Source organism: Nocardioides litoris (assembly GCF_006346315.1).
In the GTDB taxonomy this organism is placed as follows: Bacteria; Actinomycetota; Actinomycetes; order Propionibacteriales; family Nocardioidaceae; genus Nocardioides; species Nocardioides litoris.
In genome coordinates this window covers 189,528-214,204 of record NZ_VDMR01000001.1, presented here as the reverse complement: position 1 = coordinate 214,204, position 24,677 = coordinate 189,528, and the positions used below count along the sequence as shown (strand labels likewise).

Here is a 24,677-nt window from a genome sequence, read left to right as displayed (position 1 = left end):
GGCCAAAAATGCCGAGACCCCGCCGTTGCCGACGGGGCCTCGGGTGTGGTCGTGTGACCAGCCGGGATCAGACCGGGCGGACGTTCTCGGCCTGGGGACCCTTGGGACCCTGGGTGACGTCGAACTCGACCTTCTGGTTCTCGTCGAGGGACTTGTAGCCCTGCGTCTGGATCGCCGAGTAGTGCACGAAGACGTCGTCGCCGCCGTCCTCCTGCGCGATGAAGCCGAAGCCCTTCTCAGCGTTGAACCACTTCACGGTGCCCTGAGCCATCTGCTCAATTCTCCTTGTATCGGGGCGAGAGCCGCCACATCGACGACCCACAACAGGTGCGGTGACACGTCGCTCCGACCCATGGGAACACCACAAACCAGAAACGCCGTTGGATCACGAAACTTCCCTCGGGCGTCAGACCAGCTGGAACTCTGCACCTGTTGCAGGACCGACACTACCAACCGTGTCCCCGGACGAAACCCCTGCGGGCCCTTCCTTTGTCGCGGACCGGTGAACAGTGCGCGTCGGCGGGGTGACGGGGGCCGCGCCAGGCCCTGCGATACTGGCAGGGCGCGGGCGCCAGGGTAGGCCCGGCGCCACGAGGGCCCCTAGCTCAATGGGCAGAGCAGAGGACTTTTAATCCTAGGGTTGTGGGTTCGAGTCCCACGGGGCCTACGCGTCAGCCGGCCGCACGTGCCCACCCGCGGGCCGGTCAGGGGTGGACGACGGTCCGGCTGTCGACGTACGAGACGACGCGGTTGAACAGCGAGGTCACCTGGGCCAGGTCGGCCTGGCCGCGCGAGTCGGCCCGGCCGAGCTCGTCGGCGACGCCGGCGGCGCCGCTCACGCCGAGGGCGTCGGCGGTGCGGGCGCAGACCAGGGCGGCCTCGCGGACGGCGGACTGGTCGACGGTCCAGACGGACTCGAAGAGGCGGTCGGCGTCACGCACGCCCTCCTGGCCCGGGAGCTCCCAGGCCGTGAGGGCCACGGGGAGGTCGGGGTTGTCGCAGACCACGGCCCACTCGCGGGCCATCGGGTGCTGCGCCGGCACGGGGACCTTGATGGGCCGACCCGGTTCCGGGGCGTGCTCGGCGTCGGCGGGGAAGTCGGCGAACACGAAGGTGCACCCCATCGTGCGCGCCAGGTCGTTCCACCGCGACTCGGCAGAGCGGTAGTGGCGCGTGCGCTGGAACGCCCCGAACAGGTGGGAGCGGTGCGCACGCGCCGCGAACTCGTCCTCGATGGCCCAGGACAGGCCGAGCAGCGTGCCCTTGGTCAGCCGGAGGGGCTGCAGGCCCGGGTGGGTCTGGCGCAGTCGCGCGAAGACCGACGGGGTCGACACCTCGACCGGGTCGGGCACGTCGCGCGCGGCGATGGCCTGCTCGATCGCCACGTCGAGCCGGACGCCGTCGTCACGGCGTCGCTGGACGTCGCGGACTGCCGCGACGTGCTCGTCGTCGTAGCGCCGGTGACCGCTCTCGAGGCGGTGCGGCACCGGGAAGCCGTGGCGGGCCTCCCACACGCGGAGCGTCGCAGCGCTCACCCCGGTGGCCTCGGCGAGGTCGCCGATGCTCAGGGTGGCTCCCTCACCGCTCTTCGACACCACGTCGTCTCCGCTCCGCTAGATCTGCACAAAGTGTGGAGAAACCGGTGGAGATCCCGTCCACCCGCAGGGGTGCCGGGATCAGCCGACCAGCGGTTCGGCGGTCTCGCGGGTGGCGCCGATGCCGTGGTCGAGGCCCCAGAGCACGGCCTGCGTGCGACGCTCGACACCCATCTTGCGGTAGGCGCTGCGGATGTAGGTCTTGACCGAGTTGATGCTCAGCTGCAGCGACTCGCTGATCTCGCGGTTGCTGAGTCCGGAGACGATGAGCGAGACGATCTCGGCCTCGCGCGGGGTGAGACCGACGTCGGGCAGGCGGTGGGCCTCCGCGGCGCGGACGCTCGGGGCCTCCTCGATCACCGCGACGGGCTCGACCGGGGCGTCGACCGTGGGACGGCTCACCGGGGCCGACTCGAAGCGACCCTCGACGAGTCGCTCGACCGAGACGACGATCTGCGAGGCCGTCAGGGACTTGGCGAGGTGGGGGTTGGCCGGCGCAGCGGGCAGCTGGTCGGGACCCGCCCAGCTGAAGACCGCGGCCTGCGCCGCACCGAGGGTCTGCAGGTCGCGCAGCAGCGAGCGCGACATGCTGCTCTGGCCCATCGGCTCGTAGAGGACGACGTCGACGTCAGCGGGCGAGGCGAGGGCGTCGCGGTTGTCGATGACGGCAACCCGGTCGGCGTAGGGCTCCAGCAGGGTGCGCAGGCCGGCGGCCGCCAGGTCGGAGTCGTCGACGAGAGTGATGCGAAGGGGTGTGGCGTTCATGGTGCCTCCCGGGCTCTTGGACTTGATGTTGAAGAATCTACGCCGAACTTCAACACGTTGTCCACACCAGACGCCCACACGGGTGGAATTCCTTGTTCAGGTACGGACCAGCTGCCCCGGGGCCGACGGGTCCACGAGCACCTTGGCGTGCGTCTCGGGGTCGGCGAGCGCGGCGAACGCCTCCTCCACCCCCGCGAGGCCCACCCGCCCGCTGACCAGCACGTTCGCGTCGATCTCGCCCTCGGCGAGGAGGTGCAGCGCGGCCCGGAACTCGGCCGGGGTGTAGCCGAGGACGAAGCGCAGGTCGACCTCCTTGTTGATGGCGATCGAGGGCTTGATCACATCGTCGGCCATGCACACGCCGACCACCACGACCCGGGTCGCCAGGGGCGCGGAGGTGATCAGGGTGTCGAGGATCCCCGGCACGCCGACGCACTCGAACACCACCGGTCCCTGCGGCCCGGCGCCGGCGGCCTCGGCCAGCCGGAAGACGTGCTGCCACGGCAGCAGGGGCACCGCACGCAGCTTCTCCATCGAGCCCACGGCCAGGCCGAACAGCTGCTGGGCGTCGAGGAACCGTGCCCCGGCCCCCACCGCGGCGTCGAAGGGCGACTCCTCGCCCGGGTCGACCACCACGTCGGCCCCGAGGGCCCGGGCGAGCGCACGCCGGGCCGGGGAGGGGTCGCTGGCCACCACGGTGCGCACTCCGCGCGCCTTGAGCACGCCCACGACCCCGAGGCCCACCGGTCCGCAGCCCACCACGATCGCCGGGCGACCCCGCGCCACCTGCCCGCGGTCGACGGCGTGCAGCGCGACCGCCGTCGGCTCGGTGAGCGCCGCGGCGTCCGGGGCGAGGCCGTTGGGCACGGCGAAGGTCAGCGACTCCTGGACCAGCACCTGCTCGGCGTAGGCACCGGGGGCGTGGGTGGTCAGGCCGGTCAGGTGCACGCCACCCGCGGCGCGGACCATCGGCATCGCGACCACGGGGCCGCGCCAGCGGCGGCCACCGCCCTCGACCTCGCCGCAGAACTCGTGGCCGAGGACGACGGCGTCGCCGGGTCGCATGAGGTCGTCGTACCCCGCCGCCTGCGCGGCGTCGGCCGCGGCGTCGGCGTGGTGGCGGGCGTGCAGGTCGGAGCCGCAGATGCCGCAGGCGAGCACGTCGAGGACCAGCTGCCCGCGGGCCGGACGGGGTGCGGGGACGTCGCGGACCTCGAGGGCGCCCTCCTGGCAGACGACCGCCCTCACGCCGGGTCCGGGAGCGCGTCGACCCGGGTGTCCTCGCGCATCTGGTCGAACACCGACGGCGGCAGGTCGAACAGCGGCTCGCGGGTCAGCTCGGCCCGGGCCAGGGTGGTCAGGTGGGCCTCGTCGGGCCCGTCGAAGATGCGCATCGCGCGGTGCCAGCCGTAGAGCATGGCCAGCGGCGTCGCGTCGGTGACGCCCGCGCCGCCGTGCAGCTGGATGGCCCGGTCGACGACGGACAGCACGGCCCGCGGCACCGCGACCTTGGCGGCGGCGATGAGGTGGCGGGCGGCCTTGTTGCCCTCGCTGTCGACCACGAACGCCGCGTGGTGGCACAGCGCACGGGCCTGCTCGAGCTCGATGCGCGACTCCGCGATGCGCTCGCGCACCGCGCTCTGGTCGGCGAGCGCGCCGCCGAAGGCGTGCCGCTCCTGGGCTCGGCGCACCATCATGGCCAGGGCCCGCTCCCCCGCGCCGAGGGCCCGCATCACGTGGTGGATGCGGCCGGGGCCGAGGCGGGCCTGGGCGTTGGCGAACCCGCCGCCCTCCTCGCCCAGCAGGTGGTCGACCGGCACCCGGACGTCGGTCAGCTCCACCTCGCAGTGGCCGTGCTGGTCCTGCCGGCCGAAGACGGGCAGCGAGCGCCGGACCTCGACCCCGGGGGTGTCGACCGGTACGAGCAGCATCGACTGCTGGCGGTGCGTGGCCGCGTCGGGGTCGGTCTTGCCCATGACGATGAGCAGCCGGCAGCGCGGGTCGGCGGCGCCGGAGATCCACCACTTGCGGCCGTTGACGACGTACTCGTCGCCGTCGCGCTCGATGCGGGTCTCGATGTTGGTCGCGTCGCTGCTGGCCACCCGCGGCTCGGTCATGGCGAACGCCGACCGGATCTCGCCGGCCAGCAGCGGGTCGAGCCACCGGCGCTGCTGCGCCTCGGTGCCGACGAGGTGCAGCAGCTCCATGTTGCCGGTGTCGGGCGCCTGGCAGTTGATGGCCTCGGGGGCCAGCTCGTTGCTCCAGCCGGACAGCTCGGCGATCGGGGCGTACTCCAGCTGGGTCAGCCCGCTCTCGGACGGCAGGAAGAGGTTCCACAGGCCGCGCTCGCGGGCTTTGGCCTTGAGCTCCTCGATGACCGGCGGCACCGAGTGGTCGTGCTCGCCCGCGCGCACCCGGTGGGCGTCGTACGCCGCCTCGGCCGGGAAGACCTCCTCGCGCATGAAGGCCACCATCGCGCCGTGGTGCCGCAGTGCGGCCTCGCTCGGGGCCGGGTAGGCGGGGTACTGGCCGGACGGTCCGAAGGACATGTCGCTCCTGGTGGGTCGAGGACGGGTCCGGCCAGTCTCGCAGGGCGCCCGGTCACAGTTCGGCAAAGCGACGGACGGTGGTGACCCACCGGCGTACCCTGGGGGCCATGGCTGCGCGCAAGCCCGGCGACGAGCCGGACCGTGCCGCGGAGCTCCTGGGAAGGTGGCAGGCCCACCACGCGGGCGAGCCCGACCCGCACCCGGCCCCCCACGACCCCTCCCACGACCGCGCGGACGACGACGTCCGCTCGGCGACCGAGTCCGCGGGCAGCGGGGCGGGACGGCCCACCGACCCCCTGGAGTCCTCCGCGCGGACGGCGACCCCTCGTCGCGCCCGCGCACGGCAGGCCCCCCGCGTCGCCGACCAGAACGAGGTCGCTCGCGAGGTCGTCGAGGCCCTCGGCGTGGCCGCGCCGACCGGCCCCGAGCCGGAGGCGCCGGCGCCGCGGCCCGTCCGGTCCGGTCCTCCGCCGGTCGGGGAGTCGACCGACGTCGTGTTCGCGCCGCGCACCCTGCTGCGCCGACTGGTCGGCGTGCTGGTGCTGCTGTCGCTCCTCGCGACGGCGTACGCCGGCTGGCGGGCCTACGACGACCCCACGACGCTCACCCTCGGGGTGGCCGGCACCCTGCTCGTGCTCACCCTGGTCCTCTACGCCGTGCGGGTCAGCGCCTCGCCCACCCGGCTCGCGATCCACAGCGGCCAGCTCGAGGTGGTGCGGGGCAGCAGCCGCGAGGTGTTCGACCTGACCAGCCGCTTCACCCGCTTCGAGGTGGTCGGTCAGCCCGGGCGGCGGGGCTGGAAGGTGCTGCTGGCCCGCTTCGGCCGCGACCCGCTCGTCATCGACTCCTCGATGGTCGACCCGGCGGGCTTCACCGCCGCCCTGGAACGGCACCGACCGCGCTGAGCGGCTCTCCCGCGCCCGCGACGCCGATCCAGTAGCGCCGCCGGCCCGCTCGGGTGTCCTCGTAGGCCCCGCCCGCCCCCTCGATGGTGCGCCGGGACGCGCGGTTGTCGGCCTCGCAGGTCAGCAGCACGCGGTCGAGGCCGAGCCCGCCGGCGTGGGCCAGGGCCAGGCGCAGCGCGCGGGAGGCGTGGCCGCGCCGCCGGGCGGCCGGCCGCACCGAGTACCCGATGTGGCCGCCCTGCTCGAGCAGGACGTCGTCGAGCCGGTGCCGGACGGCGAGGAAGCCGACCACCTCGTCGAGCTCGAGCAGCCAGAAGTAGGTGCAGGAGACCATGCCCGGCGGCAGCCCGGCGGCCGGGTCGGCACAGCGCCGCTTGTCGGCGGCGAACGCGGCGCAGCCGACCGCGTCCAGGGTCGGTGGGTCCTCCGGGTCGAGGCCCGAGCCGTGCGGGAACGTCTCGCCGAAGTCGCGCAGCGTCGCCGCCCACGACGCGTGCAGCCGCGCGTCGGGCACGGCGAGGGCGGTGTCCATGCGGCATCGAAGCAAGGGCGCCGCGGCCAGGCAACCGAGTTTGCCGGATCGAGACCTGGTCTTGTCGAGAACGTGTTCTAGGGTGCGGAGCGTGCCCGCCGGCTTCGAGATCGACGACCTGCCCGCCGCCGAGATCGACCGCCAGGCCGAGCTCTACGGCCCGTTCACCGACGCCGTGCGCGAGCTGGTCGACGCCACCGTCCGCACCACGGTCGACGACGACGAGGTCCGGGCCGTGCAGGCCGAGGTCGAGGCGCTCACCGCCCGGTTGCGGGCCTCGCAGCTCCCCGGGTCGTACGGCGTCCGCATCGGCGCCGAGGGCCGCGGCCGTCCCTGGGGCAACGCCGTGGTCGGCCTGCGCAACCCCGTCGCGCCTCCCCTCCGGCCGGTGCCCGACCCCGACGAGCCCGGCCGCGTCACCTGCGACTTCCACCTCGGCGCCGCCTACGAGGGCCCGCCCACGCTCGTGCACGGCGGAGTGCTGGCGCTGGTGCTCGACCAGGTGCTCGGCGAGGCCGCGGGGGCCGGCGGCCGGCCCGGCATGACCGGCACCCTGACCCTGACCTACCGCCGCCCGACCCCGCTCGGCGACCTGCGGACCGAGGCCTGGATCGAGCGCACCGAGGGCCACAAGACGTGGGCCCGCGGCCACGTCGTCGGCCCCGACGGCGTGACCGTCGAGGCCGAGGGCGTGTTCATCCTGCCGCGGTGGGCCCGCGCGCTCGTCGACGAGCGCGAGCGGCGGGCTGCCAGCGAGGTCGGCGACTGAGGGTGGCGGCTGGTCACCGGGGTCACCCGGGGTAGCGCCCGAGAACCACCACTCGAGTGGTGGATCCCAGGGTCCACCGGCGACGCTCTGTCGACGAACCCGGAGGTTCGTCGGTGCACCCGTCCGGGCCGACCCGGGACCCAGGCGGGCTCAGACCTTGCCGGCGGGCACCTTGACGCCGCGGCGGCTCTCGTCGGTGAGCCGGACCTCCTCGGCGGCCTGGTCCTCCAGCTCCGCGCGGCGGCGGGTGCTGTGGTCCTCCTCGTCGCCGTCGAGCGGGTGGGTGCCCGGCTCGGAGACGAGGTCGGTGGCGCCCCGCCGGAGCTTGGAGAGCGCGACGCGGCCGAAGATCTGCTGCTCGGTCGCGGTGCGCTCGGACCGGCCGCGGCCGAGGAACGAGACGAACCAGTGCAGGACCGCGGTGACGCGGTTCTTGAAGCCGGTGATGTAGACGAGGTGGACGGCGAGCCACATCAACCAGGCGATGAAGCCGGAGAGGCGGATCTTGCCGATCGTCGCCACGGCGTTGAAGCGGCTGATGGTCGCCATCGAGCCCTTGTCGAAGTACTTGAACGGCTTCTGGGCGGGCTTGTCCTTGAGCCGCCCGTCGATCTCCTTGGCGGCGTACTTGGCGCCCTGGATGGCGACCTGGGCGACACCGGGGAGGTTGTCGAGGGCGATCATGTCGCCGACGACGAAGACCTCGGGGTGGCCGGGCAGCGTGAGGTCGGGGTTGACCCCGATGCGGCCGGCGCGGTCGAGCGGGGCGCCGGTCTGCTCGCTCAGCGTCTTGGTCAGCGAGGAGGCCTGCACGCCGGCGGCCCAGACCTTGGTCACGGCCTCGATGCGCTCGGTGCTGTCGTTCTTGTACTTCACGACCAGGCCGCGCTCGTCGACGTCGGTGACCATCGCGCCGAGCATGACCTCGACGCCGAGCTTCTCCAGCCGCGCCTTGGTCCACAGGCCGAGCTTGCGGCCGAACGGCGGCAGCACCTGCGGGGCGGCGTCGACGAGGACGACGCGTGCCTTGCGGGTGTTGATGGCGTCGAAGTCGCGCTTGAGGGTGCGCTGGGCGAGCTCGGCGATCTGGCCGGCCATCTCGACGCCGGTCGGGCCAGCACCCACGACGACGAAGGTGAGGAAGTGGTCGACGTTGTCGCCGCGCGCCGCGCCGAGCTCGGCCATCTCGAAGGCGCCGAAGATGCGGCCGCGCAGCTCCAGGGCGTCGTCGACGGTCTTCATGCCGGGGGCGAACTCGGAGAAGTGGTCGTTGCCGAAGTAGGACTGGCCGGCGCCCGCGGCGACGATGAGCGAGTCGTAGTGGGACGTGGTGGTGCGGCCCAGCACGTGGGAGGTGACCGTGCGGGCGTCGAGGTCGATGTCGGTCACCGAGCCGAGCAGCACCCGGGCGTTCTTCTGCCGGGCCAGGACCTCGCGGGTCGGCGGCGCGATCTCGCCCTCGGACAGGATGCCGGTCGCGACCTGGTAGAGCAGCGGCTGGAAGAGGTGGTGGGTGGTCTTGGCCACCATCGTGACGTCGACGTCGGAGCGACGCAGCGCCTTGGTGCCGAAGAGGCCGCCGAACCCGGAACCGATCACCACCACCTGGTGGCGCGACGGGGACGTCGGCGGTGCGTCCGCGGTGGCGGCGAGGCCGGCGGCGGAGGTGGGGGTGGTCGACATGGCGGCGGTGCTCCTTCGTCGAGGTCAGGGAGGGCTGGGCTGGGGCTGGACTGGGCTCGGCCTGTGGCTGAGCTGGGCTGGTAGCGGGCCGCGAGACGGGTTCCCACACGGCTGCTGCTGGTCCTATCGTCCCGCGGTGGGCGACGCGGCACCCCATCCCTGCGCGCGTCTGCTCCATCACATGCACGGGGTGGGAGAAAGTTCAACCGTCCTGGTTTGCCCCCGGGGTTCCCGGGTATCCAGCACGGGTTGCCACATCTTCACCGGTGCCCCACGCACCGTCCGCCGAGCCCCTGACCCCACGCAGGCCCGCGCTCCACCAGCACCGCCAGCACCGCCCGCACCGCCCGCACCCGACCCGCCCGAACCCCGGAGACACCCGTGCCGCTCAGCAAGCCCGCGCTGTCGCTGGGCAGCGGCGCGCGCGGGGTGCAGGACGCACGCAAGTGGGTGACCGACACCTTCCACGACATCGACCGCGACGACCTCGTGGAGTGCGCGGAGATGGCGGTCTCCGAGGTGGTCACCAACGCCCTGCTGCACGGTGCTCCGCCGATCCAGGTGCGCGTCCGCGGCACCCGCGAGCACCCGCGCGTCGAGGTGAGCGACGGTTCGGTCGAGCCGCCCGCCCTGCCCGACCTGCCCGGCCACTCCGTGGGCAGCGCGGCCGACGACGACTCCCACGACCTGCTCGGGCTCGACGACCTCGACGACCTCGACCTCGACGGGGTCGAGGACATGCTGCTCACCTTCGGGCGCGGCCTGAGCATCGTCGCCCGCGCGGCCGACGCCTGGGGTGCGGAGATCGAGCCCGACGGCAAGACGGTGTGGTTCACCCCGGCCCCCGACTTCTCCGACCTCGGCAGCGAGGGCGTCATCACCGGCGCCCCCGACCTCGGCGTCACGACCGGCGAGCTGCCGGTCGACCCGGTCGAGCTGCACCTGCTCGGCACCCCCACCCGCGACTACATCTCCTTCCACAACCACTTCCGCGAGCTGCGCCGCGAGGTCCGGCTGCTGGCCCTGGCCAACGAGGACGACTACCCCCTCGCCCGCGACCTCGCCGAGGTCTTCCACCAGCTCGGCCGTCCCTTCACCCACGACGGCGTGCGCCGGACGGTCGACCGCGCGGCCGCCGAGGGCCGCTCCACCACCGACCTCGACGTCGTGATGGCGCGCTCCGACGCCCGTGACGTGGCCCGGCTCGTCGAGCTGCTCGACCTGACCGACGCCTTCGCGCGCGAGGAGCGGATGCTGGCCCTGGCCCGCACCCCGCGGCAGGTGGCCTTCCAGTCCTGGTTCCTCGGTGAGCTGGTCCGCCAGGCCGAGGGCGACCCGCCCCGGGCGTGGCGCGAGCCCTCGGCCCCGCAGGCCGGACAGTCCGTGCCGTCGGCGGTCGAGCGGCGCTCGATCGTCTCGTGACGCCCCGCCCACGCCTGGTCGCGTGCGCGGCCGCCGGCGGGGCGGTGGGGGCGGTGCTGCGCTGGTCGGCCGGCGAGCTCGCGCCGGCCGCCGACGGCTTCCCGTGGACGACCTTCGCCATCAACGTCACCGGCTCGCTGCTGCTGGCCCTGCTGCCGGCCCTGGCCCTGGCCCGAGGGTCGCGCGCGTGGGCGGTCGCCCTCGGGCCGGGCGTGCTCGGCGGGTTCACCACGCTGTCGGCGTACGCCGAGGAGGGGCGGGCCTTGCTGGCCGGCGGCTCCACCGGCACGGCGCTCGCCTACCTGCTCGGCACGCTCGCGGCCTGCTGGGTCGCCGTGCTGCTGGGCGCTGCGGCCACCCGCCGGCAGGTCCCGGAGGAGGACCTCGGGTGACGCCGCTGCTCGTGGCCCTCGGCGGGGGCGTGGGCGCGGCGCTGCGGTTCGTGGTGGCCACCCGGCTCGACGCGCCCGGACGGACGGTGGCGGCCGGCACCCTGCTGGTCAACCTGGTCGGCTCGTTCGTGCTGGGGCTCCTGGCCGGCGCCGCCGTGCGCGGCGACGTGCTGGCCCTGCTCGGGGTGGGGTTCTGCGGGGGGCTGACGACGTACTCGTCGTTCGCGGTGCAGGCCGCTGAGCGTGGACCCCGCCGCGGGGCGACGTACGCCGCGGCCACGGTGCTCGGGGCGCTGGCGGCCGCCTCGCTCGGCTGGTGGGTCGGTCAGGCGTAGCCGAGGTCGTGGAGGCGGTCGTCGTCGATGCCGAAGTGGTGGGCGACCTCGTGGACGACCGTGATCCGGACCTCCTCCTCCAGCTGCGCCTCGTCGTCGCAGTAGTCGAGCAGGGGCAGCCGGAAGACGAAGATGCGGTCGGGCAGCCCGCCGGGGTCGAGGTAGCTGCGCTCGGTCAGCGCGACGCCGTCGTACAGCCCGAGGAGGTCGCGGGGCTCGCCGTCGGGCGGCACGTCCTCGACCAGCACCACGACGTTGCGCACGTGCTGCGCGAGCTCGTCGGGGATCGTGTCGAGGGCGCGGTCGACGAGGTCCTCGAAGGCGGCGCGGTCCATCTCCATCGGCACGACGCCATCGTGCCCGACGGCCCCAGGGCAGGGGGTGAGCCGTCGGGCACGCGGCGGGGGTCGGTCGTCAGGGACGCGGACGGTCACCTTGGCCGTGCTGGTGGCGAAGCCGGCGGCGTCGGGGTTGCCGAGCACCCGCAGGACGCGGGAGCCGGTGCGGCCGAGCACGACGCGGACGGAGTAGCCGCCGTCGCGGCGGGTGTGCACGACCGCGCCGCGAAGCGTGGTCCAGGTCGAGCCGGAGCGGCTCTGGACCGTGACGATGCCCGGCTCGGAGAGCGTGCCGGACAGGCGGAGCTGCTCACCGGAGGACACCGAGGTGTCAGAGGCCGCCACGGTGATGCGGGTGGTGGTCGCGGCGTGCGCGGCGTCGGGGACGAGGGCGGCACCGGTGCCGGTGAGAGCGGCCGCGGTGACGACGGTGGCGAGAGCACGGCGGGTCGTGCGGGAGGTCAGGGCGTTCATGGCAGTTCCTTCTGGGTGGTCGTCGATGGGGGTTGCCACCAGGAGGAAAGACGCACGCGCTGGCCGCTTGGTTGCGGCCGGCTGGCAGGCGCTGGCAGACGGCCTGTGCGCTCGGGGCGCCCCGGGGACGCAGAACGCCCCGGACCAGTGGTCCGGGGCGTTGCGTGAGGAGAGGAAGTGCGACCCCGACGGGACTCGAACCCGCGGCCTCCGCCGTGACAGGGCGGCGCGCTAACCAACTGCGCTACGGGGCCAGGTGTGGTGCTCAGGTGTTGCTGGGCGCTCCCGGAGGAGCGGTGGAACAGTAACGCACGGCGGGCCGAGCGGACCAATCGGTACTCCGACCAGCACCCCCAACGGGATTCGAACCCGTGCTACCGCCGTGAAAGGGCGGGGTCGCTGGTGGCCTGCCCGCTAGACGATGGGGGCCCCGGCCCGCACAGGAGGTCTGGCACCCCCAACGGGATTCGAACCCGTGCTACCGCCGTGAAAGGGCGGGGTCGCTGGTGGCCTGCCCGCTAGACGATGGGGGCCCCGGCCCGCACAGGAGGTCTGGCACCCCCAACGGGATTCGAACCCGTGCTACCGCCGTGAAAGGGCGGGGTCCTGGGCCGCTAGACGATGGGGGCAGGACAACGGGAGGGAGTGTAGTGGCGCTTGGCCGCTCGCGGGTCGGGCGGGCGGTCGGTAGGTTCGGGGCACCCGACCCCCCAGCCAGCGGAGACCACCCGAGCGATGAAGCAGCTGACCAAGGGCACCAACGCCCCCCTCGACGCCACCCAGGTGACCGTGACGGTCGAGGTGGGGGCCAACGCCGACCTGTCCGCGCTCCTCCTCGCCCCGGGCGGCAAGGTCCGCAGCGAGTCCGACTTCGTCTTCTACAACGCCCCCGACGGACCCGGCGTCACCTGCCGGCCGCCGGCCGGCGGCAGCGGCTGGCAGGTCGTGGTCGACCTCGCCGCGGTGCCGGCCGACGTCGAGATCGTCCGGCTGGTGACCTCGATCGACGACGGCGGCAAGACGTTCGGCCAGGTCGGCCAGCCCGTGGCCAGGGTCGCCGACGCCTCGGGCACGCCGCTCGTCGAGTTCGCCATGACCGACCTGTCGTCCGAGATCATCGTGATGCCGCTGGAGCTCTACCGCCGCCAGGGCGCGTGGAAGGTCCGTGCCGTCGGCCAGGGGTACGCCGGTGGGCTGGTCGCGCTGCTCCAGGACCACGGCATCGACGCCACCGACGAGCCCGCCTCGGCCGCGCCCGCCGCTTCCGCCGCGCCCGCCGCCCCGACCGCGCCTGCGGCTCCCGCCGCCGCGCCCCCGCCGCCGGCCCCCACCCAGAGCAGCGCCCCTCCCCCGCCGCCGCCCGCGCCGACGTACGCGAGCCAGCCGCCGACGCCGCCGTCGACCCCCACGCCGCCCCCGCCGCCGGCCCCCACCCAGGGCACGCCGACGCCGCCCCCGCCGCCGGCTGCCCCCGCCGCCCCCGCCGCTCCCGCCGCCTCGGGGGGCGGGGTCAACCTGACCAAGGGCCGTCCGGTCAGCCTGACCAAGGGGCAGAGCGTCAGCCTGGTCAAGGACGGCAACCAGAAGCTCACGATGGTCCGCATGGGCCTGGGCTGGGACCCGGTCAAGAAGGGCGGGTTCTTCGGCAGCCGCGAGGTCGACATCGACCTCGACGCCGCCGCGGTGCTGTTCGCGGGCGGGCAGCCGGCCGACATCGCGTTCTACAACAACCTGACCACCAAGGACGGGTCCATCCAGCACATGGGGGACAACCTCACCGGCCAGGGCGACGGCGACGACGAGGTCGTCGCGGTCGACCTGACCCGGGTGCCGGTGCACGTCGACACGGTGTTCTTCGTGGTGACCAGCTACCAGGGCCAGACCTTCGAGCAGGTGCAGAACGCCTTCGTGCGCCTGGTCGACCACCAGGACGGCGAGCTGCTGCGCTACACGCTCGCCGGCGGCATGCCCTTCACGGGCATGATCCTGGCCAAGATCGCTCGCGAGGGCGGGGCGTGGAAGTTCACCGCCATCGGTGACGGCATCCAGGCCAAGACGCCGATCGACGCGATGAAGCAGCTCGGCCCCTACGTCGGCAAGTAGCACCGTCTCGTGCCCGCGCTGCGCAGCGGCGAGAACCGGCCCTGGCCGGAGCCGCGCGTCACGGCGTACGTCGCGGGCTGCCGCGTCTCCGCGCTGCTCCTCGGCGCCGACGGCCGGGCCGTCGACCCCGCTCCCTGGGTCGGGGCCGACACCCCGGCGCGCGGCGGGGTCGAGCACCTCGCCGGGCCGGTCGAGGGCGTGACCGTGCTGCTCGCCGACGTCGAGCCCGCGGTCACGCGGGTCGTGGTCGTGGCCGCCGACTTCACCTCCGCCCCGACCGCCCAGCTGCTCACGGCCGACGGCGCCGTGGCGCACGAGGTCACGCCGGCGGCCCTGACGACCGAGCGGGCGCTGGTCATGGTCGAGGTCTACCGCCGCGGGGGAGGCTGGAAGGTCCGCGCGCTCGCCCAGGGGTACGTCGGCGGCCTGCCCGCCCTCGCCGCGGCGTACGGCGCTACCGCACCGACCTCGGCGGCGCCCCCGCCGCCCCCGCCCCCGCCCCCGCCGCCGCCCGCCACGCCGGCCGCGACGCCAGCACCCTCCGCCGGGCCGCCCGTCCTCGACGACCCGGTGCGCCAGGTGCGGATGATCCTCGACGACGCCTCGCGCACGACGGCCGCGTTCGAGTCCTCCCGCGCCTACGCCGAGCGGCGGCTCGAGCAGGACCTCGAGGTGCTCGTCGGCGACCCGCGGATGCGCCAGGGCCCGGCCGCCGACGCCGCCCGGGCCGAGGCGGCCCGCCGTCGCGACGAGCTGCTCGGCCAGGCCCGCGAGCGGTACGACGCCGACCTGGCCCAGCTGCGGGCCGAGGTCGACGCGATGACCCGTGCGCTGCCGCCGGCCCTGGCGCCGTGGGACGCGCCGGGCTGGACCGAGCCGCGCCACCAGGGCCCCGACGCCGAGCCCACGTGGGCGGTGCGGGTCGGCGAGCTGTCGCCCGAGGCGGCGCCGCACTTCCGGCTGCCGATGGTCCGGACCCTGCCCCTGCTCCCGCCGGTGTGGATCGACACCGAGCAGGGCGGCGAGGTCACCGCGGCCCGGATGATGGCGGCCCTCGCCACCCGGATCGCCGTGGGCCTCCCCCGCGCCCCGCACCTGACGGTGGTCGACATCGGCGGCCGGGCGCAGCTCGGTCACCTGCCCCTCTCGGCCCCACCTGCCACCGATCCCGCCGAGGCCTCCCGACTGCTGCAGGAGCAGGCCGAGCACCTCGGCATGGTCGCCATGGCCCGCGAGGCCGGGTCGCTGCACGACCTGCCCCCGCAGCACCGGCCCGGCCGGCTCGTCCTGCTCCCCGACGTACCGGGCGCGCTCGACGAGTCCTCGGTCGTCGTGGTGCACCGCCTGGTGATGACCGGCGCCGAGCACGGGGTGTCGGTGCTGCTGTCGGGCCGGCGGCCCGAGAGCCTCGGCATCGGCGTCCTCGACCTCATCCACGACGCGTGCCTGCGGGTCCCGACCGCGCCGGGCGGCGACCTGGTCGACGGGTTCGGCGGCGTCGGCTGGGTTCTTCACCCCGACCTGGGCCCGGAGGACCCGTTCACCGCCGACCGGGTGCGCTCGGTCCTCGACCGGCGGGTCGCCGAGCGCGACGCGCGCCCCTGACGACCTCGGTTTCGGGGTGCCCGCGGCCTCGGGTAGTCTGCTCCCCGTTCGCGGGCAGGTAGCTCAGTTGGTACGAGCGATCGCCTGAAAAGTGATAGGTCGGCGGTTCGACCCCGCCCCTGCCCACCGAGCACGACGCCCCCGCCGGGTCTCCCGGCGGGGGCGTCGCTCGTCCCACGACGGGGTCGAGCCAGGGCGTGCGGTCAGGCGACTTCGACCTCGAGGCGCACCTCGACGTTGCCGCGGGTGGCGTTGCTGTAGGGGCAGACGCTATGGGCGGTCTCGACGGCGCGCTCGGCGTCGGCCTTGCTCACGCCGCCGAGCTCGACGCGCAGCACGACGGCGAGGCCGTAGCCGCCCTCGTCGCGCGGGCCGATGCCGACCTCGGCGGTCACGGCGGCGTCGCGGATGTCGACGCCGTGCTCCTTCTTGCTGCCCTTGAGCGCGGAGAGGAAGCAGGCGGCGTACCCGGCGGCGAAGAGCTGCTCGGGGTTGGTCGCGCCGCCTGGGCCGCCCATCTCGGTGGGCACGGCGAGGTCGGTGTCGACCAGGCCGTCGCTGCTGCGGACGTGGCCGGAGCGGCCGTCGCCGTCGGCGGTGGCGCTGGCGGTGTAGACGGTCTGCACGGGGTGCCTCCTGCGGGGGTCGGTGAGGACGGGCGTCCCGTCCGGTCTACCGCAGCCGGCCTCACCCCTGCGGCGCGACGGCCGACCGTGGATGCTGCTCCCATGAGCGAGGACCCGCTGCGCCGCCAACGCCGGCTGTCGGAGGAGGCGCGCGACGCCCACCTGGCCTGGCTGCTCGACGCGCTCGAGGTCGACCTGGTGCTCGACGTCGGCGCCAACCAGGGGCAGTTCGGTCGGGCGCTGCGCGACCTCGGGTACGCCGGTCGCGTGGTCTCCTTCGAGCCCGCCGCCGGGCCCCGGGCCGCGCTCGAGGACGCGGCCGCGGCCGACCCCGCCTGGGACGTGCGGCCGTGGGCCCTCGGGTCGGCCGACGCGGAGGCCGAGCTGCACGCGGTCGACGAGCAGACCGAGCTGGGGTCGCTGCGCCCGGCATCGGACTTCGGCCGGGCGTGGAAGGACGTGATGGGCCGGACCCGGTCGGAGACGGTGGTGGTGCGCCGCCTCGACGGCGCGTGGGCCGACGTCGCCGGCGACCCGCCGGCGCGGCGCGTGCTGCTCAAGCTCGACACGCAGGGCCACGACCTCGAGGCGTTCCGGGGCGCGGGCGACCTCGTGCGGGCGGGTGGGCCGGTCGTCGCGGTGCTGACCGAGGTCGCGCTCGTGCCGATCTACGACGGCGTACCGACGATGACCGAGCACCTGGCCGAGCTCGCCGCCGCGGGCTGGGCGCTGGCCGGGCTGACCCCGGTCTCGTTCGACCCGCCCACGCTGCGCGCCATCGAGCTCGACGCGCTGCTCGTGCGCGACCCGGCCTCCGGCACGATGGAGCGGTGACCTCGCTCGCCGACCCGCTGACCCTCCCGCACGGCCCCGCCTGGCCCAACCGCTTCTCGCTGGCCCCGCTCACCAACACCCAGAGCCACCCCGACGGCACGCTGTCCGACGACGAGCACGACTGGTTGGTGGCCCGCGGGCGCGGCGGGTTCGGCCTGACCATGACCTGCGCGACGTACGTCGCCCCGGCGGGCCGGGCGTGGGGCGGCCAGCTGGGCATCGCCTCCGACGAGCACCTGCCCGGGCTGACCCGGCTCGCCGAGAGCCTGCGCGCGACCGGCACCCGCTCCTCGGTGCAGCTGCACCACGGCGGCCGGCGCTCCGACGCGACCCTGAACGGCCGACCCAACCAGTGCCCGTGGGACGACCCCGACAAGGGCGCGGTGGCCATGACCACCGCGGAGGTCGAGCAGTCGGTGGAGGACTTCGTGTCCGCGGCGGTGCGGGCCGAGCGGGCCGGGTTCGACGGCGCGCAGGTGCACGGCGCGCACGGGTACCTGGTCGGGCAGTTCCTCGACGGGCGCCACAACCGCCGCGACGACGGGTGGGGCGGGTCGTTCGAGCACCGCACCCGGTTCCTGCTCGAGGTGCTGCGCGGCATCCGCGAGCGCACGAGCGACGACTTCCAGCTGGCGCTGCGGCTGACCCCGGAGGGCAGCGGCATCACCCTCGACGAGGGCCGCGAGACCGCGCGGCAGGTGCTCGCGTCCGGCCTGGTCGACGCCCTGGACATGTCGCTGTGGGACGTGCGGATGGCGCCGCGCACCCCCGGCGAGGACGGCCTGCTCATCGACCGGTTCACCGACCTGCCGCGCCACGGCGCGCTGCTCGGCGTGGCCGGCGGCGTGGTCTCGACCGAGGACGCCGCCTGGTGCCTCGAGCGCGGCGCCGACGTGGTCACCGTCGGCACCGGCGCGATCCTGCACCACGACTTCGCGGCCCGGGCGATCGCCGACCCCGCCTTCGTCGTGCGGCCGCGGCCGGTGCCGCGGGCCGTGCTGGCCGACGAGGAGGCCGTCGGCCCGGCGTTCCTGGACTACCTGGCCCGGGGCTGGGACGACCTCATCGCCTGACCCGGGGCGGCGGTGACGTGGCGACCCTTCGCACCCACCAGACGGTCGCTGGCTCACCCCTCCCCCCGGCCCGGCCCCCGGCAGCGGTGACCTGGCGACGCATCCCGTGCCGAGGACGGTCGCTGGCTCACCCCACCCCGCGCGGCCGCCGGCCGGCCACGCGGAGCTCAGCCTCCGGCTCGGTCCAGCCGGACCACGTGGTCGGGGGTCAGCTCGGCCAGCGAGGTGACGCCGAGCAGCCGCATCGTGCGCTCGAGCTGGCCGCGGAGGATCTCGACGGCCCGGTCGACGCCATCGCGGCCGCCGGCCATGAGGCCGTAGAGGTAGGCCCGGCCGACGAGGGTGAAGCGGGCGCCGTGGGCGATCGCGGCCACGATGTCCTGCCCGGAGGTGATGCCGGTGTCGAGCCAGACCTCCACATCGTCGCCGACCTCGCGCACCACGTCGGGCAGCACGTGGAACGGCACCGGCGCGCGGTCGAGCTGGCGGCCGCCGTGGTTGGACAGCAGCACCGCGTCGACCCCGGCCTCGGCGAGGCGGCAGGCGTCGGCGACCGTCTGCACGCCCTTGACCACCACCCGGCCCGGCCACTGGCGTCGGATCCACGCCAGGTCGTCGTAGGTGACGGTGGGGTCGAACATCGTGTCCAGCAGCTCGGCCACCGTGCCCGGCCAGGAGTCGAGGCTGGCGAAGGCGAGCGGCTCGGTGGTGAGCAGGTCGAACCACCACGCCGGCCGGGGCAGCGCGTCGAGCACGGTCCGGGCGGTGATGGTCGGCGGGATCGTCATGCCGTTGCGCACGTCGCGCAGCCGGGCGCCGGCCACCGGCACGTCGACGGTGACGAGGAGGGTGTCGAAGCCCGCCCGCGCGGCCCGGTCGACCAGCGCCATCGAGCGGTCGCGGTCCTTCCACATGTACAGCTGGAACCAGTGCCGCCCACCCGGGTCGGCCGCCGCGACGTCCTCGATCGACGTCGTCCCCATCGTCGACAGCGCGAACGGGATGCCCGCCGCGGTCGCGGCCGTCGCCCCGGCCACCTCGCCCTCGGTGTGCATCATCCGGGTGAACCCGGTCGGCGCGATCCCGAACGGCAGCGCCGACCGCTGCCCCAGCACCTCGACCGAGGTGTCGACCCTCGAGACGTCGCGCAGCACCGCCGGCCGGAACTCCAGGTCGGCGAACGCCTGCCGGGCCCGGGCCAGCGACACCTCGCCGTCGGCCGCGCCGTCGGTGTAGTCGAACGCGGCCCGCGGCGTACGACGGCGGGCGGCCGTGCGCAGGTCGTCGATGGTCAGCGCTCGCTCGAGGCGGCGGCGCTTGGCCGAGAGCACCGGCTCGCGGAACCGGAGGAGCGGCGCGAGGTCGTGCCGGCGGGGCAGGCGGCGCGAGGTCGTCATGGGTCGAGCCTGGCACGAGGCTGCGGGCGGGTGGTCTCGAGACAGGCGCCGGGGCGCCTTCCTCGACCACCGCGGGGCCCGACGACACGGCCCGACCACACGGTGGTCGAGGAAGGACGAAGTCCTGTCTCGCGTCCACGAGACCCGCCATGCTGGGGGCCGTGCACACCCTCACCGACCGCCTGGCCGGCCGCGCGGCCGTCGTCACGGGCGCGGGCTCCGGCATCGGCCGCGCCACCGCCCTCCGCCTGGCCGCCGAGGGCGCCGCGGTGACCGCGCTCGACGTGGTGCCCGCGTCGCTGGAGTCGCTGGCCGCCGAGGCCGCGGCCGACGCGGCGGCGTACGGCGGACGGGTGCGGACGGCGCCGGTCGACATCGCCGACGAGGGGTCCGTGGTCGAGGCCGTCGGCGCGGCCGTGGCCGCGCACGGGCGGCTCGACGCGCTGGTCAACGCCGCAGCGATCCACTACGGCGACCACACCCACGCCACCACGCTCGAGCGGTGGAACCGGATCCTCACCGTCAACCTCACCGGCACGTTCCTGGTGACCCGCGAGGCGCTGCCCGCGCTGCTGGAGTCGCCGCACGGCGGCGTGGTGGTCAACTTCAGCTCGACCTCGGCCTTCTTCGCCCACCCCTACATGGCGGCGTACTCGGCCAGCAAGGGCGCGATCATGTCGTTCACCCACGCCCTCGCCCTGGAGTACGCCGACCGCGGGCTGCGCGCGGTGAGCGTCGTGCCCGGGGGCGTCGAGACCCCCATCACCGGGCAGACGCCGGCCAACCTGCCGGCCGACGTCGACTGGGACAAGTTCGCCAAGCTGATGCCCGTGCTGGGGCGTGGCACGTTCGGCGGGCCCGACGACGTGGCCGGCGTCGTGGCCATGCTGGTCAGCGACGACGGTCGCTACGTCACCGGCACCGAGATCCGCATCGACGGCGGCACCCACATGTGACCGACCCCGGCACCGCCGGGAGGTCTCAGCGCAGGCGGTGCAGCGGGGAGTCGAGCAGGGCGGCCTGCAGCAGCCGCAGCCGCCAGGACTCGCCGAGCACCTCGGCGCGGGTCACGGTGCGGTCGAGCGACCAGCCGAGGGCGGCCGCGACGTCGCGGCTGACCGCGAGCCCGGGGCGCTGGCCGACCAGGCGCAGGGCGAGGTGGTCGACGAGGTCCTGCAGCGGGCAGGGCATCGCGGCCGGCAGCAGCGTGGCCTCGGCGGGCAGCGAGACGTCGTGGGCCGCCCACCAGCGGCCGGCGAGGTCGTGGTGGACCTCGTGGGGCGAGCGGCCGGCGAGGCTCGCGCGGTGGGCGACGCTGGCCAGGCTGTCGTGGTCGGTGGGACGCCTCATCCGCAGGCCGAGCGCGCGGACCGTGGCCACCCAGTCCTCCCCCGGGCAGCGCTCCTGGCGCAGCGCGGCCGCCTCGAAGTCGGGGTGGGAGACCATCGCGCGGATCGCGTGGCGGATCGAGGTGCCGTGGCGCAGGTAGGCCCGCAGCACCGCCTCGACGATCGACGGGCTGGGGCTCTCGGAGACAAACCGGCGGCACAGCAGGTCGGCCAGCCGACGCGCGGTGGTCGGGTGGGCGGCGAGGTGGTCGAGGCAGGCGCGCGCCACCGCGCGGCCGTCGGCGGTCCCGCCCTCGTGCCGGAAGCCGAGCACGCGCACCGGCGCGGCGTCGTACGACGCCTTGTCGTACCAGGCCCGGAAGCCGGGCCACCACGTCGTGGCCCGGTAGCCGGCCAGCACCCGGGCGACCGCGCCGGCGTCGGCCACGGTCCAGCCCGCGCCGGGCCCGGCGGTCCAGCGCTCGAGGACCGCCCGGCCCAGGCCGTCGCCCAGGGCGAGTCGGGAGGCCGGGTGGGTGGCGGCGGCGTGCAGCAGGTCGCTGAAGCGGCCCAGGGCGTGCCGGCGCAGGACCCGGTCGTGGTCGACCCGCCACGGCGTCGCGTCGGGGTGGCCGGAGACGTCGAACAGCTCCGACCAGACCGCGACCACCACCTCCTCGACCTGCCGAGTGCTGTGGACCCGGCGGGCAGTGGTCCAGCGGCCGAGGTCGGCCTCGACGTCCCACGGGCCGAGCGCGCCGTCGCGCTGGGCGGCGAACAGCTGCTCCGGCGTACGGCGCAGCAGCGGGAACCAGCCGTCGATGGCGGTGCCCCAGGGGTCGGCGACGGTGTCGGGGGCGAGCTGGCGCTCGAGCCAGGCCCGGCCGCTGCCGGCGGCGCGCACCTGGTTGACCAGGTCGACGGAGTGGCCCCAGGTGAACCGGCGGACCAGGTGCTGGTCGGCGGCCGGCAGGGGCGCGCGCAGGCGCGGCGCCGGGTGCTCGCTGGAGGGCTCGTGGCGGTGGGGGGCGACCGCCTGCAGGGTGCTCTGGCTCAACGGGGGTTCCGTTCGGTACGACGTCGGTGGGGGGTGCGATCGGCGTGTCCCCCACGCTAGGGACCCGGAGCGTCCTTGCCCAGGGTTCCCCGCGACCCCGGGCCCAGGAGCTGGCAACTTGTGTCCGATCGGGTCGGCCGGGCATGGTCCGATCGGGCCATGGACGCCGAGAGCGCCCGCGCCGGCGGGCAGTGGCCGGCCGGCCGTCGGGGTCGGTCGTAGCCTCGGAGACATGGGTCTCCCGACACTCGGCCACCGGTTCGCCGACGAGCTGCCGGAGCTCGCGCTCCCCTGGCAGGCCGAGGAGGTCGCCGCGCCGCAGCTGCTCGTGCTCAACGAGCCGCTGGCCGCCGAGCTCGGCCTCGACGTCGACTGGCTGCGCTCGCCCGACGGGCTGCGCTTCCTCGTCGGGGGTCTCGTGCCCGAGGGCGCGCGCCCCGTCGCGCAGGGGTACGCCGGCCACCAGTTCGGCGGCTGGAGCCCGCGCCTCGGCGACGGCCGGGCGCTGCTGCTGGGCGAGCTCACCGACCGCGAGGGCCGGCGCCGCGACCTGCACCTCAAGGGCTCGGGCCGCACGCCGTTCGCCCGGGGCGGCGACGGCCGGGCCGCCGTCGGGCCGATGCTGCGGGAGCACGTCGTCAGCGAGGCGATGCACGCCCTGGGCGTCCCGACGACGCGGTCGCTGGCCGTGGTCGCCACCGGTCGCGAGGTGCAGCGCGAGGTGCCGCTGCCCGGCGCGCTGCTGGTGCGGGTGGCCAGCAGCCACCTCCGGGTCGGCTCGTTCCAGTACGCCCGGGCGCTCGAGGCGCAGCACTCCGGCGACCGGTCGCCCGGCGTGCTGCAGCGGCTGCTCGACCACGCCATCGACCGGCACCACCCCGACGCCGCCAAGGCCGACCGGCCGGCGCTCGCGCTGCTCGAGGCGGTCGCCGCCGCCCAGGCCCGGCTGGTCGCGGCCTGGATGCAGCTGGGGTTCGTGCACGGCGTGATGAACACCGACAACGTGACGATCTCCGGCGAGACCATCGACTACGGGCCCTGCGCCTTCCTCGACGTGTTCGACGTCGCGGCGTCGTTCAGCTCGATCGACGAGGGCGGCCGCTACGCCTACGGCAACCAGCCCGCCATCGCCGAGTGGGACCTCGCGCGCCTCGCCGAGGCCCTGCTCCCCCTGGTCGAGGGCGACGGCGTCGACGAGGCCGCGGCCATCGAGCTCGCGACCGCCTCGCTGGGCACCTTCCGCACGGCGTACGCCGAGGCCTGGGACGACGGCTGGGCCCGCAAGCTCGGGCTCGGGGCCGACGGTGCCGGCGGGTCCGAGGAGGTCAAGGCCGTCGTGGCCGGGCTGACCGACCTCATGCGCGCCGACCGGGTCGACCTCACGTCGTTCCTCGTCGCGCTCGCCGACGGTCGCGCCCGCGACCTCGTGCTCGACTTGGCGGCACACGACGCCTGGCACGCGCGCTGGCAGGCCCTCGGTCCCGACGTGGACCTGATGCGGCGCACCAACCCGGTGCGCATCCCCCGCAACCACCTGGTGCAGGAGGCGCTCGACGCGGCCACGGCCGGCGACCTCGGCCCGCTCGGCCCCCTGCTCGCCGCCGTGACGTCGCCGTACGACGTCGACGGGTCGACCCCGGCCGGGATGGAGCGCTACGCCGAGCCCGCCCCCGACTCGTTCGGCGACTACACGACCTACTGCGGGACCTGACGCCGGGCCGGCTCAGCCGCGCACGAGCCGCACCAGCACCTCGTGGTGAGCGGTGTGCGGGAACATGTCGAGCACCCGGGCGTCGACGGCGCGCCACGACGGCAGCGCGGCCAGGTCGCGGGCCAACGAGCCGCTGTGGCAGCTGGAGTAGAGCAGCGTGCTCGCGGGCGAGGCGTCGAGGGCTGCGCAGAGGTCGGGGCCGAGGCCGCGCCGCGGCGGGTTGACCACGACGAGGTCGACGTCGTCGCGCAGGAGGTCGGGCACGGCGGTGGCGTTGCCGGCGGCGAAGGTGACGGCGTCGTCGACGCCGAGCTCGGCGGCGGTGGTCCGGGCGCTGGCCACGGCCTGCTCGCTCACCTCGACGCCGTGCACGCGGCGGCCCGGGGCGGCGAGGTGGAGCGCGAACCCGCCCACGCCGCAGTAGAGGTCGAGCACCATGCGCGGCGCCGCCTCGTCGGCCCACGCGCGCGCCTGTCGGTAGAGGGCGGCCGCGACCTCGGTGTTGGTCTGGAAGAAGCTGCGGGGGCCCAGGTGCAGGCCGATGCCGTCGACCTCGACCCGCAGCGTCGACCGCTCGGTCAGCACCACCTCCTCCGCGCCCTCGAGCACCGCCTTGTGCTCGGGCTGCAGGTTGGCGCTGACCACCGCGACCTCGGGGCGCGCGGCGAGCCACGCCGGCAGGTGCTTGCGCAGCCGCGGCAGCGCCTCGCTCGTCCGCAGCACCCACCGCACCAGGAAGTCACCCGCGGGCGACTCGGTCACCAGCAGGTGCTTGAGCTCCCCGCGGCGGCTCGGCACGTCGTACGGCGGCACGCGGGCGGTGGTCACCAGCTCGGCCAGGGCGGGGAGCAGGGCGTGCATCGCGGGCGAGTAGAGCGGGCAGGCGCGGAGGTCGACGCCGCGGCCGTCGGTGTCGAGGATGCCGAGCGTCGGCTCCTCGACGGTGCCCGCGACGACCATCTTGGCCTTGTTGCGGAACCCCCCCTCCCGGCTCGCGACGGGCGGGTGCCAGCGCAGGTGGGGGTGGTCGGCCAGGGCGTCGCGGGCCGCGGCGTCCTTGGCGGCCAGCTGGTCGGCGTACGGCAGGAGGAGGTGGGTGCAGGAGGCGCACCGGCCCGCCTCGAAGTACCCGCACCGCACGGCCGCCAGCGTACGGCGGCGCACGGCGCTCACCCCTGTGGGCT

General features: G+C 75.0%; 23 protein-coding genes and 6 tRNA genes. 13 read left to right on the top strand and 16 right to left on the bottom strand.

From position 1 onward, the window contains the following. Positions 1-67: 67 nt before the first annotated feature. Complete coding sequence (locus tag FJQ57_RS01095) at positions 68-271, bottom strand: cold-shock protein (RefSeq protein WP_056863399.1); 204 nt, start codon at positions 269-271, stop codon at positions 68-70. 323 nt (positions 272-594) lie between these two features. Between FJQ57_RS01095 and FJQ57_RS01090 the strand changes: the two genes are divergently transcribed. Further along, positions 595-667, top strand: a tRNA-Lys gene (locus tag FJQ57_RS01090). Positions 668-704: 37 nt separating this feature from the next. On the opposite strand, the gene FJQ57_RS01085 is transcribed toward FJQ57_RS01090, so the two are convergent. The 4 genes from FJQ57_RS01085 to FJQ57_RS01070 form a co-directional block, all read right to left on the bottom strand. Continuing rightward, a complete protein-coding gene (locus FJQ57_RS01085; RefSeq protein WP_139977406.1) occupies positions 705-1,598 on the bottom strand; it encodes a DICT sensory domain-containing protein in 894 nt (297 codons plus the stop codon). 78 nt (positions 1,599-1,676) lie between these two features. Continuing rightward, the gene (locus tag FJQ57_RS01080) at positions 1,677-2,360 is read right to left on the bottom strand and encodes a helix-turn-helix transcriptional regulator (protein WP_139977405.1); all 684 of its coding nucleotides are present in this window, start codon (positions 2,358-2,360) and stop codon (positions 1,677-1,679) included. A gap of 96 nt (positions 2,361-2,456) precedes the next feature. After that, positions 2,457-3,608 (bottom strand): zinc-binding dehydrogenase, encoded by a 1,152-nt coding sequence (locus tag FJQ57_RS01075; RefSeq protein WP_139977404.1) that lies wholly within the window; start codon positions 3,606-3,608, stop codon positions 2,457-2,459. After that, positions 3,605-4,909 carry an acyl-CoA dehydrogenase family protein gene (locus FJQ57_RS01070; protein WP_246081531.1) on the bottom strand — a complete coding sequence of 435 codons (1,305 nt, stop codon included), beginning with the start codon at positions 4,907-4,909 and terminating at the stop codon, positions 3,605-3,607. The genes FJQ57_RS01075 and FJQ57_RS01070 overlap by 4 nt, the downstream gene beginning before the upstream one ends. Before the next feature lie 107 nt (positions 4,910-5,016). On the opposite strand from FJQ57_RS01070, the gene FJQ57_RS01065 reads away from it, so the two are divergent. Further along, positions 5,017-5,814 carry a hypothetical protein gene (locus tag FJQ57_RS01065; RefSeq protein ID WP_139977403.1) on the top strand — a complete coding sequence of 266 codons (798 nt, stop codon included), beginning with the start codon at positions 5,017-5,019 and terminating at the stop codon, positions 5,812-5,814. Here the strand turns inward: FJQ57_RS01065 and FJQ57_RS01060 are convergent. Beyond that, on the bottom strand, positions 5,780-6,346 hold the full coding sequence (locus FJQ57_RS01060; protein ID WP_139977402.1) for a GNAT family N-acetyltransferase: 567 nt from the start codon (positions 6,344-6,346) through the stop codon (positions 5,780-5,782). The genes FJQ57_RS01065 and FJQ57_RS01060 overlap by 35 nt on opposite strands. Positions 6,347-6,437: 91 nt before the next feature. Between FJQ57_RS01060 and FJQ57_RS01055 the strand changes: the two genes are divergently transcribed. Beyond that, entirely contained in the window at positions 6,438-7,115 is a 678-nt protein-coding gene (locus FJQ57_RS01055) for a PaaI family thioesterase (protein ID WP_246081530.1), read from the top strand. A gap of 150 nt (positions 7,116-7,265) precedes the next feature. Here the strand turns inward: FJQ57_RS01055 and FJQ57_RS01050 are convergent, their stop codons facing one another. Next, complete coding sequence (locus tag FJQ57_RS01050) at positions 7,266-8,798, bottom strand: NAD(P)/FAD-dependent oxidoreductase (protein ID WP_139977400.1); 1,533 nt, start codon at positions 8,796-8,798, stop codon at positions 7,266-7,268. A gap of 381 nt (positions 8,799-9,179) precedes the next feature. On the opposite strand from FJQ57_RS01050, the gene FJQ57_RS01045 reads away from it, so the two are divergent. From FJQ57_RS01045 to FJQ57_RS01035, 3 genes are read left to right on the top strand one after another with little or no spacing between them, the layout of a single operon-like run. Continuing rightward, positions 9,180-10,220, top strand: a complete 1,041-nt coding sequence (locus FJQ57_RS01045) for an ATP-binding protein (RefSeq protein ID WP_211348712.1) — start codon at positions 9,180-9,182, stop codon at positions 10,218-10,220. Then, entirely contained in the window at positions 10,217-10,612 is a 396-nt protein-coding gene (locus FJQ57_RS01040; protein ID WP_211348711.1) for a fluoride efflux transporter FluC, read from the top strand. The genes FJQ57_RS01045 and FJQ57_RS01040 overlap by 4 nt, the downstream gene beginning before the upstream one ends. Further along, positions 10,609-10,947, top strand: a complete 339-nt coding sequence (locus FJQ57_RS01035; protein ID WP_139977398.1) for a fluoride efflux transporter FluC — start codon at positions 10,609-10,611, stop codon at positions 10,945-10,947. Before FJQ57_RS01040 ends, FJQ57_RS01035 begins: the two co-directional genes overlap by 4 nt. Here FJQ57_RS01035 and FJQ57_RS23700 read toward each other — a convergent pair. From FJQ57_RS23700 to FJQ57_RS01010, 5 genes are all read right to left on the bottom strand, one after another. Continuing rightward, positions 10,938-11,759, bottom strand: coding sequence for a metallopeptidase family protein (locus tag FJQ57_RS23700; protein WP_342775348.1), 822 nt, complete (start codon positions 11,757-11,759; stop codon positions 10,938-10,940). The two genes, FJQ57_RS01035 and FJQ57_RS23700, sit on opposite strands and share 10 nt — an antisense overlap. Before the next feature lie 180 nt (positions 11,760-11,939). Continuing rightward, positions 11,940-12,013: transfer RNA gene (locus tag FJQ57_RS01025), tRNA-Asp, on the bottom strand. 94 nt (positions 12,014-12,107) lie between these two features. Further along, positions 12,108-12,188: transfer RNA gene (locus tag FJQ57_RS01020), tRNA-Glu, on the bottom strand. 20 nt (positions 12,189-12,208) lie between these two features. Then, positions 12,209-12,292, bottom strand: a tRNA-Glu gene (locus FJQ57_RS01015). A 20-nt stretch (positions 12,293-12,312) separates the two neighbouring features. Then, positions 12,313-12,388 (bottom strand) — tRNA-Glu (locus tag FJQ57_RS01010). Positions 12,389-12,494: 106 nt separating this feature from the next. On the opposite strand from FJQ57_RS01010, the gene FJQ57_RS01005 reads away from it, so the two are divergent. The 3 genes from FJQ57_RS01005 to FJQ57_RS00995 all read left to right on the top strand — a co-directional run bounded on the left by FJQ57_RS01005 (position 12,495) and on the right by FJQ57_RS00995 (position 15,593). Beyond that, entirely contained in the window at positions 12,495-13,862 is a 1,368-nt protein-coding gene (locus FJQ57_RS01005; RefSeq protein ID WP_139977397.1) for a TerD family protein, read from the top strand. A 9-nt stretch (positions 13,863-13,871) separates the two neighbouring features. Next, positions 13,872-15,467, top strand: a complete 1,596-nt coding sequence (locus FJQ57_RS01000) for a TerD family protein (RefSeq protein ID WP_139977396.1) — start codon at positions 13,872-13,874, stop codon at positions 15,465-15,467. A 52-nt stretch (positions 15,468-15,519) separates the two neighbouring features. Beyond that, positions 15,520-15,593 (top strand) — tRNA-Phe (locus tag FJQ57_RS00995). A gap of 77 nt (positions 15,594-15,670) precedes the next feature. On the opposite strand, the gene FJQ57_RS00990 is transcribed toward FJQ57_RS00995, so the two are convergent. Then, positions 15,671-16,093, bottom strand: coding sequence for an organic hydroperoxide resistance protein (locus FJQ57_RS00990; protein WP_139977395.1), 423 nt, complete (start codon positions 16,091-16,093; stop codon positions 15,671-15,673). Positions 16,094-16,195: 102 nt separating this feature from the next. Between FJQ57_RS00990 and FJQ57_RS00985 the strand changes: the two genes are divergently transcribed. Together FJQ57_RS00985 and FJQ57_RS00980 are read left to right on the top strand one after the other, a co-directional pair. After that, a complete protein-coding gene (locus FJQ57_RS00985; protein WP_139977394.1) occupies positions 16,196-16,927 on the top strand; it encodes an FkbM family methyltransferase in 732 nt (243 codons plus the stop codon). Further along, the gene (locus FJQ57_RS00980; protein WP_139977393.1) at positions 16,924-18,000 is read left to right on the top strand and encodes an NADH:flavin oxidoreductase; all 1,077 of its coding nucleotides are present in this window, start codon (positions 16,924-16,926) and stop codon (positions 17,998-18,000) included. Before FJQ57_RS00985 ends, FJQ57_RS00980 begins: the two co-directional genes overlap by 4 nt. 167 nt (positions 18,001-18,167) lie before the next feature. On the opposite strand, the gene FJQ57_RS00975 is transcribed toward FJQ57_RS00980, so the two are convergent. Continuing rightward, positions 18,168-19,397, bottom strand: a complete 1,230-nt coding sequence (locus tag FJQ57_RS00975) for an alpha-hydroxy acid oxidase (protein ID WP_139977392.1) — start codon at positions 19,395-19,397, stop codon at positions 18,168-18,170. A 161-nt stretch (positions 19,398-19,558) separates the two neighbouring features. Between FJQ57_RS00975 and FJQ57_RS00970 the strand changes: the two genes are divergently transcribed. Further along, a complete protein-coding gene (locus tag FJQ57_RS00970) occupies positions 19,559-20,353 on the top strand; it encodes an SDR family NAD(P)-dependent oxidoreductase (RefSeq protein ID WP_246081529.1) in 795 nt (264 codons plus the stop codon). 25 nt (positions 20,354-20,378) lie between these two features. Here the strand turns inward: FJQ57_RS00970 and FJQ57_RS00965 are convergent, their stop codons facing one another. After that, positions 20,379-21,782, bottom strand: coding sequence for a DUF1800 family protein (locus FJQ57_RS00965; RefSeq protein WP_170219212.1), 1,404 nt, complete (start codon positions 21,780-21,782; stop codon positions 20,379-20,381). 232 nt (positions 21,783-22,014) lie between these two features. On the opposite strand from FJQ57_RS00965, the gene FJQ57_RS00960 reads away from it, so the two are divergent. Beyond that, positions 22,015-23,493, top strand: a complete 1,479-nt coding sequence (locus FJQ57_RS00960; RefSeq protein WP_139977389.1) for a protein adenylyltransferase SelO — start codon at positions 22,015-22,017, stop codon at positions 23,491-23,493. Between the two features lie 12 nt (positions 23,494-23,505). Here FJQ57_RS00960 and rlmC read toward each other — a convergent pair whose 3' ends face one another. After that, positions 23,506-24,657 carry a 23S rRNA (uracil(747)-C(5))-methyltransferase RlmC gene (gene rlmC / locus FJQ57_RS00955; protein ID WP_246081528.1) on the bottom strand — a complete coding sequence of 384 codons (1,152 nt, stop codon included), beginning with the start codon at positions 24,655-24,657 and terminating at the stop codon, positions 23,506-23,508. Positions 24,658-24,677 lie beyond the last annotated feature (20 nt).

Excerpts from the sequence above, each read along its gene's own strand:
- FJQ57_RS01095 (WP_056863399.1), bottom strand. The coding sequence starts at position 271 with ATGGCTCAGGGCACCGTGAAGTGGTTCAACGCTGAGAAGGGCTTCGGC.
- FJQ57_RS01080 (WP_139977405.1), bottom strand. The coding sequence starts at position 2,360 with ATGAACGCCACACCCCTTCGCATCACTCTCGTCGACGACTCCGACCTG.
- FJQ57_RS01070 (WP_246081531.1), bottom strand. The coding sequence starts at position 4,909 with ATGTCCTTCGGACCGTCCGGCCAGTACCCCGCCTACCCGGCCCCGAGC.
- FJQ57_RS01065 (WP_139977403.1), top strand. The coding sequence starts at position 5,017 with ATGGCTGCGCGCAAGCCCGGCGACGAGCCGGACCGTGCCGCGGAGCTC.
- FJQ57_RS01060 (WP_139977402.1), bottom strand. The coding sequence starts at position 6,346 with ATGGACACCGCCCTCGCCGTGCCCGACGCGCGGCTGCACGCGTCGTGG.
- FJQ57_RS01050 (WP_139977400.1), bottom strand. The coding sequence starts at position 8,798 with ATGTCGACCACCCCCACCTCCGCCGCCGGCCTCGCCGCCACCGCGGAC.
- FJQ57_RS23700 (WP_342775348.1), bottom strand. The coding sequence starts at position 11,759 with ATGAACGCCCTGACCTCCCGCACGACCCGCCGTGCTCTCGCCACCGTC.
- FJQ57_RS01005 (WP_139977397.1), top strand. The coding sequence starts at position 12,495 with ATGAAGCAGCTGACCAAGGGCACCAACGCCCCCCTCGACGCCACCCAG.
- FJQ57_RS00985 (WP_139977394.1), top strand. The coding sequence starts at position 16,196 with ATGAGCGAGGACCCGCTGCGCCGCCAACGCCGGCTGTCGGAGGAGGCG.
- FJQ57_RS00975 (WP_139977392.1), bottom strand. The coding sequence starts at position 19,397 with ATGACGACCTCGCGCCGCCTGCCCCGCCGGCACGACCTCGCGCCGCTC.
- FJQ57_RS00960 (WP_139977389.1), top strand. The coding sequence starts at position 22,015 with ATGGGTCTCCCGACACTCGGCCACCGGTTCGCCGACGAGCTGCCGGAG.